This window comes from Pseudomonas sp. NPDC089569 (assembly GCF_050280625.1).
Taxonomy (GTDB): Bacteria; Pseudomonadota; Gammaproteobacteria; order Pseudomonadales; family Pseudomonadaceae; genus Aquipseudomonas.
Window position 1 is genome coordinate 119,793 of the sequence record NZ_JBNNVQ010000002.1, and the last position, 8,771, is coordinate 128,563.

Consider the following 8,771-nt stretch of genomic DNA (forward strand, 5'->3'; position numbering starts at 1 on the left):
TCCGAACATTAGGCCCGGGATAATGACCTGTTCACTTCCTTACTTTGTCCGCAGCACCCCAGGTTTGGTCTGAGACTTGAATGTCGAGAAGTGGGTCTCAAGGAATAAAATCCGAGGTTTTGGGCTGAATGCGAACAGACGTTTTCCGTGGAAGGACTGATACCCGTCGTCGTCCAACGCGGCGGCCACTGCGACAGTGAGTGTGGTGGGGTCAATCGACACCAGGTGTGCGTCGAAGAGTCGGTGTAGGTCGACACGCAACAGGAGGCCGTTAGTTGGATCATCCGACTGGTCCCCGCGATAGGGAATGATGTGCGCAGCCTCAATTAGGGCGTCGACCCGGCATCCAGTAATGCAGCACTCTCCACCGTACCGCTCCAGCATTTTGGCTCTGAAGTTTCCCTGGCCAGGGCGAATGACCGACACCTGGTTGCGCACTGTCCGGCGATCGGCGCGTAGGAGTGCAAGCTCTATTGTCGGGGATGGCTTAGCGGCCTGAAGTTCAAGTGGTAGTGCATCTTCCAGTTCCTGCACAAGCTGGTGTTGCATCATGCGGTGGAAGCTGGGCCGCTCAGGATCTTCTGCGTTCAGGGATCGAAGGATGGCCAGCGTCTCTGCTGCGGCCTCCAGCGAAGCAAAGCTCTCGGGTCTGTTGGCCCATGCCGCCTTCAACCCCTCCGTGGTTAAATCGCAAACATCGGCAAGGCTCAGCCCTGTAACTGCTCCAGATTCGAATTCAACCATGGGCCCAGCATCGTGAACTGTGCTGGAAAGTGAAGCGTCAATCTGAACTGCCTGTTCTTCGCTCTCCGGCTCAGCAAATATGGCGACAACGTCAGGATGGCCCAGATAGGTGGTGGGGCCGGCATAGAATTCGTCGTCGCCATTGAGAACTCGATATAGAGCATAAAGCTCGGCTGCGGCTTCCATCGATCCGCAACACTGGGGGCGAAGCGCCCATGCCGCACGAATGTCATCGGTCGTGAACTCCAGAAGATCCTCAACATCGTGGACGTACAGGTGCCGGGGAGCTTCTTCGACAGCACCAAGTTGCAACCCACGATTCCAGCCTGTCTCTAGCGTGACAAGGTGCAGCAGGTAAGGGAGATCACCAGTTAGGCTGCTTCCAGAGCTGACCCACTCCGCATAGGCAAACTGGTCCTGCTCATCTGGGTCGTCTTGGACGTACCGCGTAAAGTCGTAAACGTGTTTCACCCAGGAACGGTAACCAATCAACCGCGGTACTTGCAGCGTGGGCTTGAATGGCTTCTGACTAGGCTTGGCCTTGGGCTTTCTGGCCGGTGTGCTCATGGGTGTTCCGTCACTCAAGGAAATCGCCCCCGCTGGATGGGGACCTACGGCCAGTATCTGTGATTGGTGGAGGGTTAGGAACCGATAGAAAGCGAATCAGACATTTCATTGGCAAGGGAACACGTTCATGAGGCAATCACGCCCCCTGGGAATGACCACTCGACTCTTTGTCAGGACCCTGAAACAAAGCGCTACCTAATTGTCGATGAGCCCTACGAAAACGTGTTGGAGCTGCGCGAGGGTGAGCGCGCTACCTGGTGCAAACAAAACGGCTTTCGGCAGATGAGATCGAGCTGAGGCGGTACTTATCGCCCCGGTGGAAGTAGTACCTAAGCGGTGCGCCCTAACGGCCTTCGCGGGCCTTCACGGCCTTTCCGCTCGTGATTTCGAAGAAGAAGTGCTCTACCTCTTCGTTATCGCCATAGCCATCTGCTGTTGCCTCAAAGAGTGCAACCGGCACGCTATTGAGATCCATGTAGCCGTTGTCGGAGTCGTCGACCTCTTCTTGGTCACGGCGCACGATGACGATGTCTACCGGATAATTGGAGAGTGTTGAGTGGACGGTACCGCCGGTGTTGTCGATCACGAGCCGCACACGGCCGAGTGGAGTCTTGCTTTGGGAAACGATGGCATTCACGTCGATCGGCTCAAACAGACCGGCGTCTGACAGGGCGTCCATTGTCTCCACGGCCCGGGTTCGGTATTCATCCGAGTTCATGGCGTCGGTTCCTTCCTGCGCAGTGTTTAGCAAAGCCTGAACGGTTTCCAACCGAGCTTGCAGCGCAGCCACACCGTCATGAAGTGCCTTTTCCCGGACGTTGATGAGCACCTCTACAGCACGCGCCAACTCATTTGCTTGGCCACCGGTGACGTAGCCGGTGGAGCGAAGGGTTTTCTCCAGATCATCGTATAGCGACATGCTGGCTTGCCTCAGGGTTTGAATTGGCATCGGGGTGTTGGGAGTAGTAGTCATTGTGATGCTCCAACTGGCTCCGCTCGCACTATGTTCTCGCGCTCAGGGTGGAACTTGTCGAAAAACGATTTCCGGCGGTCCTTGTCGATCCAACTCTTATACGGGCCTGGGTTACCGTCGCAGAGGTCGTTGATGGCGCTGTAGTGATCGCCGACAAACGCAATATCAGTTTTTTTGTGTGGGTCGCGGGAAACGCACTGCACCCACCGATTAGCCACGTAGGTGATCTCGAACCAGATCGAGCAGCAAGCGAAGCGGACGAACCATCCGGGCTTGACCCCAAGCTTGCTGAGGTTTGTTTTTGCGTCACAGGGAATGATCGTTGGTGCTGGTGCTGGTGCTGGTGCTGGTGCTGGTGCGGTCTGGGTCATGAGAGGCTCCTTTTGATGAGTCCAGTTTCATGGCATCGAACGCGTGCCAGAACCCTCACTCAGTTCCAACGCCTCACAGACACAAACCCAGCTGAAATTGTCCATTTTGCGCAGGCTGAATAGCTTCGGCTTGCGGCTCAACGTTGAATTTTTCCTGAAGTGCCTTAACCAGTGCATGCGGATCATGAAGGATCGATTTGATCCCATGGACAAAGATTTGATTGCTCATTTTCGCCATTCGGTCCCATTCCCCAAGGCTGCCTTTGAAGAGTGTGACGGTGCCCAGCCCAACGAAGTAGTCGACCACTCCCATCGGATTGTCCAACAGGCCAATGCGCTTTAGTGCGTAGTCCAAGTCAAATGCCATAAACAATTCGGAGCCTTCGAGGTCGATCTCAAATGAATCCCCAAGATTGGCGTTCTGAACAATGGTTCCGTCGGCAAGGGTAGTGGTGGCCTCCCAGTCGACCATGGCGTGAGCCAAGTTGCGGAACCCGCGCCAGGCGCTGTGATAGTCAGCGTCGGCAAACGGGACTTCAGCGCGGAACGACACGTCTTTCTCGGTGAAGGTCGGAATCGAATCCAAAGCCGGGATCTCGTAACGCTTACCACCCTCGTAGATTTCTTTGTAGGTGCGCAGCGCCACGAATGAATTTTGGTAGCCGTAGCGAGCCGAGATAAAGTCGATCGCGATCAGCTGACGCTCATCCAGTAGGGTGAAGCGTGGGGCGATGCCCAGGCTGCTGGCGGCGATCTCCTCGCGGATCTGGATGGTCAGCATGATCCGAAGTAGGTCCAGTACGTGTGCCGGCGAGTACGCGTTCGGCGCGATTTTGATGGTCCCGGTCTCCTCATTGAGCGTGCGGGCCAGCCAGCAGCGCGCCGATGGATCGAAGTGTTTGGCGAGCATGAATGCCCTCAGATCTCGCAGAGGTGCCATCCATTCGTACTTACCACCATCGGTGGCAATCATGTTGTCAGCGCTCGTGTCTTTTGTAATACGCCCGCAGGTCCAGCATCCGGTCCTGGCACCGCATGCCGGCCGGGCTTGCTCAACACCGCTTATGTACAAATTAACCATGCATTCGCCGCCATTGGCGTCGCGGTAGATTTCGACAAGCTCATCGAATGAGTCGTATGCCGGTAGCTGATTCGAACGCACATACCCGATGTAGGTGAAAACATCGAAGGTAGTCCAGTCAGCGATTGGGCTCAGCACCATCTGGCCGTTGTCCATGACATCCACGGCTTCGGTGGAGCTTTCACCGCGTTCTTTCATCCTGATGCCGCGCGATACACTCTCCTCAAAGCGTGTCCCGATTAGGCTGACCAGATTTGCATCCTTCGGCTTCACGCCGTCTTTCTCGGCCACGTAGGCGCGAACCTGGCGCTTGATCCGGTCCAACGCTGACGCTTTGGCCATCTGTTGGCACTTCGTGTTCGCCCCAACTGACATGATTGACCGACCCGACAAGACGGCAACCAAATAGTCGTTACTCAGGTTGGGGGAGGCGACCCACACTCGGGTGGGAATTTCGGATGCCTTCGCATAGGCTTCAATCGATTTGATTTGGCCCTTGTTGTACATCAAAATTCTGGGGTTCTCCATTTTGGTATCCGAATGCAGCAAATGCAGGGTAGGCACCTCGTACCCTTCAGCTTTCATCTCGCGCAATGCTGTGAAGGTAAGGTTCAGCAAAACTGAGCTGTCCTTTCCTCCAGACCATGCAACCAGCGGGTGACGACCTTCGCGCACCTGCTGCTTGATTGCTTCAACCGCGCTGGCCACCTTTTCCTCAAAGCTCATTTCCACCAGAAGGGTGTGCATGGTCACCGGCTCAATTTCCTCAAAGAGGCCGGCCTGGATGGACTCATTCAGCTTGGTCTGGGCGTTGGTCATGATGGCGAGCTCGCTGTGTTCAATTTCGGAATGAGCACAGTTTCGTGTTGGGTTGCGCGTGCCAGAACCCTGGGTTGAGCAATTTTCAATGACACCTGCATCAACCTGAAACCAAATCCCAAGAGTGGTTTTGAAGGGCAAAGCTCGGCATGATTTGCTTTGTTGACGATCTTAGGGTTTTGAAGGGGAGTGGGGGCGCTTCGTCCGAAAGACCGTTGGATGTTGCTCATGAAGGGTCATCCCTCTGGAAACCCCATGGAACAACGCTTATAGTTTGGTGGTCTGTCAGGAACTTGTGTCTTTTTTCTGACCTCGGAGATTCATATGACTGTCGCAGAATCCATATCCAAGCGCATCAAGCACATGCAGAAAGGTCGGCCCTTCGCTGGCGCAATGTTCGCTGAGGAAGGCCCGCGCGCGGCTGTAGACAAAGCACTTTCCAGGCTGGTCAAAATCGGCAGCCTCGAGCGCGTTACTCGCGGTGTCTACATGCGCCCGAAAGTAAGCGTCTACATCGGTCAGATTCGTGCCAACCCTGTGAAGGTAATGGAAGTGATCACCCGGGCAAAGGGTGAGACCGTCCAGATCCACGGGGCCGAAGCTGTACGGCGACTGGGCCTCAGTACCCAAATGCAGGTGTTGCCGACCTACTACACCAGCGGTTCGACCCGTGAAATCAGGGTAGGCAACGCTGTGGTGCGCTTGTGTCACGTTTCCAAAGCACGCCTACAACATGCCGGCACTCAGGTGGGGGTTGCCCTCACGGCGCTCTACTACCTGGGTAAGGAAGAAGCCACCGAAGAAGTCATGTCCAAGATTGTGAAATCGCTGACTGAAGAAGAATTCAAAAAACTCCGGGCCTGCAGGATGCCGGAATGGATGCGGTCGGCGCTGAGCCGGGGCGCTAAGGAACATGAGTGGCAACCTCCTATTTCGATTTACCATCTTCAGTTCAAAGCGAACTCCTAGCAAACGCCGCAGCAGAGACCCACCGTGCGACTGCTGTGATCGAGAAAGACATCTGGATTACCCTCGTTTTAAAAGATCTCTTTGCGATGCCTGGTCGAAAGGCTATGGCATTCAAAGGGGGCACCTCGCTTTCCAAGGTCTACTCCGTAATCCAGCGTTTTTCTGAGGACGTCGATGTCACCATCGATTACCGGGAGCTTGGATGCGAGCAATCGGTCGCTGAGCTATCACGTCTTTCGGGGGGTAAACGCGACAAGATCGGTGAAGCTCTTAAAGCCAAGGTCAGGGAATATACCCATGAGATTGTGCGCCCATACCTACAGTCGCAGCTGGCGAGCCTGGCGTGTGGACAGGAGTGTGATGTCACGGTCAGCGAGAACGGGGAAAAGTTGTACGTCGTTTATCCCACTCGTGCCTTTGCACGTGGCCAATACATGCGTGAGCATGTGCTCGTCGAGTTTGGAGGCCGGAACCTCATAAACCCTAACTCCCACTACACGATTAAGCCGGACATTGCAGCGCTATTTCCAAACATCGACTTCCCCATTGCAGAGGGTGTTGTCGTACTCGCCCCAGAGCGCACATTCTGGGAAAAAGTGACCCTGGTACACGCTGAATGTAATCGACCGCTTGCCGATGATCGCAATCGTGTTTCCAGGCACTGGTATGACCTCGCAATGCTCGCTCAACATGAGGCGGGTCGGCGTGCCATGGAGGATCTGGATCTGCTTGCGGATGTAGTAGGACTCAAGAAAGTGTTCTATCGGAGTGCTTCGGCTCAGTACGATCGATGCCTCACTGGGGAATTGAACTTGATGCCCGATTCCGAGAACCTCGTACGGTTAGAAAATGATTACCGCGAGATGCAGGGGTCGGGGATGCTCAATGGTCACGTGTACCCCATCGCGGATATTCTTGCCCTTTTGTCGACTCTTCAGGGGCGGATCAACCAGTTAACACTGGCTAAGTGGTAGAGCTCCGCGATCGGCCAATTTGCCACGCACCGCCAGCTTTGTGGCCGGCGCGTGGCAACGATCCGAAATCAGGCCAACAGGCTCAACTGCTCCATGGGTGCTGTCACGATCGGAGCGCCCATTGTGGGTTCACTTCCTGTCATAACCCACGAGGTGCAAGCTGAGGGCAGCCGGGCGACGTAGTAAAGCTCGTCTTGGTCTGTTGGCACGCACAGGTGCACCTCGCCGCCTACGCGGGTATGTGCGATTTTTTTGAGAACTCCTTCCACGTTGCTTTGCTGGTAGCTCTCGAGGGGCACGGTGGTGTCCACGACCACGGTTATCCCACTGGCGGGGATGCTGGCAGCAGCCTCCACGGCATTGCGGTACGCCTTTACCCGGGCCCGATAACTGCCTGGCTCATCCAGTTCGGCTTGCCATAGCCCGGTCACATATTCGGCAATGATGCTGTAGGCCCAGCCTGCGCATCGCCAGCGGCCATCCGCGCCCTGCATCAGGATGTTGCTGTCACCTTCATGGATTTTCAGGAATCGCGGCACCGTCACGTCATACACTTTGGCTTTCTGTGGCTTGTAGCCAAGACTGGCGTCACGAATGCCCTGCACTGGGATTTCGTAGGAGGGGATGACACGCCATGCGCCGGCGTGCACACCGTCGAAAACCTCACTCAGAAGTTCATTGTCACGGTGAAGCGAAACCGCGATGGTATTACCGGCTTCCAGCTCGGTCACCATGTCCTGCTTGCCCATCGCCTGCATCACAGTTTTGACCCGGTCAAAGTCGCCCTGGGCAATAGGAGAGTAGTGCTTATCAGCAACGTTCAATTCGATTAGGCAGTCAGGCATCGAAACAGGGTTTTCCAGTTCTTTCAGCCAACCGGCGATGTAGCCTTCAGGGGTGATGCTGCGGCCACCAGCGCCTTGTAGCATGCCGCCTTCACACGACGATGCAGAAGCGAAGATCATCTTCAGGGTGGCTGCGAGGTCGCCAAAGCATTGTGCATTCCACTTTGGAGTATGGGGATAAACGTTCTTCGAATAGGTTTGCTCGAACATCACATAGCAGGGTTGGCCGTTGCTGCCGCGAAATGCTCCTACCAGCTTGCATGTGCTTACTGTAGCGCCCATGTGATTTGCTCCTGGATGGTTGGAAGACTGAGTTTTGATGTGCCCAGTTTCAGGTCGATCCCGGCGTGCCAGAACCCCTCTTAACGATTCTTCCAGCCTTTAGCTGGCGCTCGGATTCCTCAGTTTGGAAATGAAAAGTACCCTGCGACCGGGCATGAAAAAGCCCGGACCATGCCGGGCTTTGGGATTGATGCAGGAGGTGTCACGCGGCCTTTGCCTTCTCCCGCAGACACAGCTTGCAGGTTATCGCCGTGGCTTCACTGTCGTGCGAGTAGGGCACCTGGGGCGATGGTCGCATGTAACCGCAGAGAGTGCCTCGAAGTCCTTCACGCTGGTACTGGTCGCGAACGTAGTCCGGCATGATCGAGGCAGCTGCGACGTGCGAGCTGTACTTGTGGATTTTCGGAGCCGACATTGGGTTTCCTAGTGCGCTGACTGAATCGGTTAAAGATCGGCTGAATAGTGGGTAACTGGGATTGTTATCTTGAAGAGCCGGCCGGCAATTCCTTCTCAGGCTGCCATCCCAACATCGGCGCAGTCTTCGCGCCAACCCGCCCACAACTCGGCCTCAATGAATGCGTAGGTGTCGGCGATGTCTTCACAGTGCCGGCGATGTGCTTCTTCTTCCACCCAAAGGCGGTTTTCCTCATACGTCTCGAGTACTTCATTTGCGGCTTCTTCTACCGAAAGACCTTCGCTCCAGGTCAGCAGCAGAATTCTGGCGTGGCCCTTGATCACGTCATCTACCGTTAGGGCGCTCCCTTGTATCCGGGTAGCCAGTTGAACAGAAACTGCAGCCAGCCATTTGCTGTGGGGTTGAATCATCGGCACAGCCTGCGTCATCCAAGCAGCTGAAAGTTTTCCAATCGACCCGTTTTTGTGGTTCGTGAGGTCGGTATAGACCTCGTGGGCCAATTCGTACTGGTCTGCCAGCTCGGGGACGTCTAAAAGCAGCTGGGGCGCTTTGGGGCCGTAGTAGCGGTGCATGAGTACATCGTTAGCAGCGAGCTGATGTACCGCCTCATAGGAGGCCTGCAGTGCCGCTTCGACCATAGCCTCACACCCTTCGATGTTCTCAAAGGCGACAACATCGATCCAGCGCAGGCGGGCAGCGAGGGCTTCTTGAAATGCTTGGTTCATGTGTGA

General features: G+C 55.5%; 9 protein-coding genes. 2 read left to right on the plus strand and 7 right to left on the minus strand.

The features are described from left to right. Positions 1-39: 39 nt before the first annotated feature. The 4 genes from ACQKP2_RS01935 to ACQKP2_RS01950 form a co-directional block, all read right to left on the minus strand. Positions 40-1,311, minus strand: coding sequence for an HNH endonuclease (locus ACQKP2_RS01935; protein WP_427573931.1), 1,272 nt, complete (start codon positions 1,309-1,311; stop codon positions 40-42). A 343-nt stretch (positions 1,312-1,654) separates the two neighbouring features. Beyond that, a complete protein-coding gene (locus tag ACQKP2_RS01940) occupies positions 1,655-2,284 on the minus strand; it encodes a hypothetical protein (RefSeq protein ID WP_427573932.1) in 630 nt (209 codons plus the stop codon). Further along, complete coding sequence (locus ACQKP2_RS01945; protein ID WP_427573934.1) at positions 2,281-2,655, minus strand: hypothetical protein; 375 nt, start codon at positions 2,653-2,655, stop codon at positions 2,281-2,283. The genes ACQKP2_RS01940 and ACQKP2_RS01945 overlap by 4 nt, the downstream gene beginning before the upstream one ends. 73 nt (positions 2,656-2,728) lie before the next feature. Next, the gene (locus tag ACQKP2_RS01950) at positions 2,729-4,555 is read right to left on the minus strand and encodes a phosphoadenosine phosphosulfate reductase family protein (RefSeq protein WP_427573936.1); all 1,827 of its coding nucleotides are present in this window, start codon (positions 4,553-4,555) and stop codon (positions 2,729-2,731) included. Positions 4,556-4,879: 324 nt separating this feature from the next. Between ACQKP2_RS01950 and ACQKP2_RS01955 the strand changes: the two genes are divergently transcribed. Then, entirely contained in the window at positions 4,880-5,524 is a 645-nt protein-coding gene (locus ACQKP2_RS01955; protein WP_427573937.1) for a DUF6088 family protein, read from the plus strand. Then, positions 5,473-6,498 (plus strand): nucleotidyl transferase AbiEii/AbiGii toxin family protein, encoded by a 1,026-nt coding sequence (locus ACQKP2_RS01960; protein WP_427573939.1) that lies wholly within the window; start codon positions 5,473-5,475, stop codon positions 6,496-6,498. Before ACQKP2_RS01955 ends, ACQKP2_RS01960 begins: the two co-directional genes overlap by 52 nt. A 68-nt stretch (positions 6,499-6,566) precedes the next feature. Here the strand turns inward: ACQKP2_RS01960 and ACQKP2_RS01965 are convergent, their stop codons facing one another. From ACQKP2_RS01965 to ACQKP2_RS01975, 3 genes are all read right to left on the minus strand, one after another. Further along, on the minus strand, positions 6,567-7,625 hold the full coding sequence (locus tag ACQKP2_RS01965; protein WP_427573941.1) for a hypothetical protein: 1,059 nt from the start codon (positions 7,623-7,625) through the stop codon (positions 6,567-6,569). Positions 7,626-7,827: 202 nt separating this feature from the next. After that, a complete protein-coding gene (locus tag ACQKP2_RS01970) occupies positions 7,828-8,040 on the minus strand; it encodes a hypothetical protein (RefSeq protein ID WP_427573942.1) in 213 nt (70 codons plus the stop codon). Positions 8,041-8,135: 95 nt separating this feature from the next. Further along, entirely contained in the window at positions 8,136-8,765 is a 630-nt protein-coding gene (locus ACQKP2_RS01975; RefSeq protein ID WP_427573943.1) for a hypothetical protein, read from the minus strand. Between the last annotated feature and the right edge of the window lie 6 nt (positions 8,766-8,771).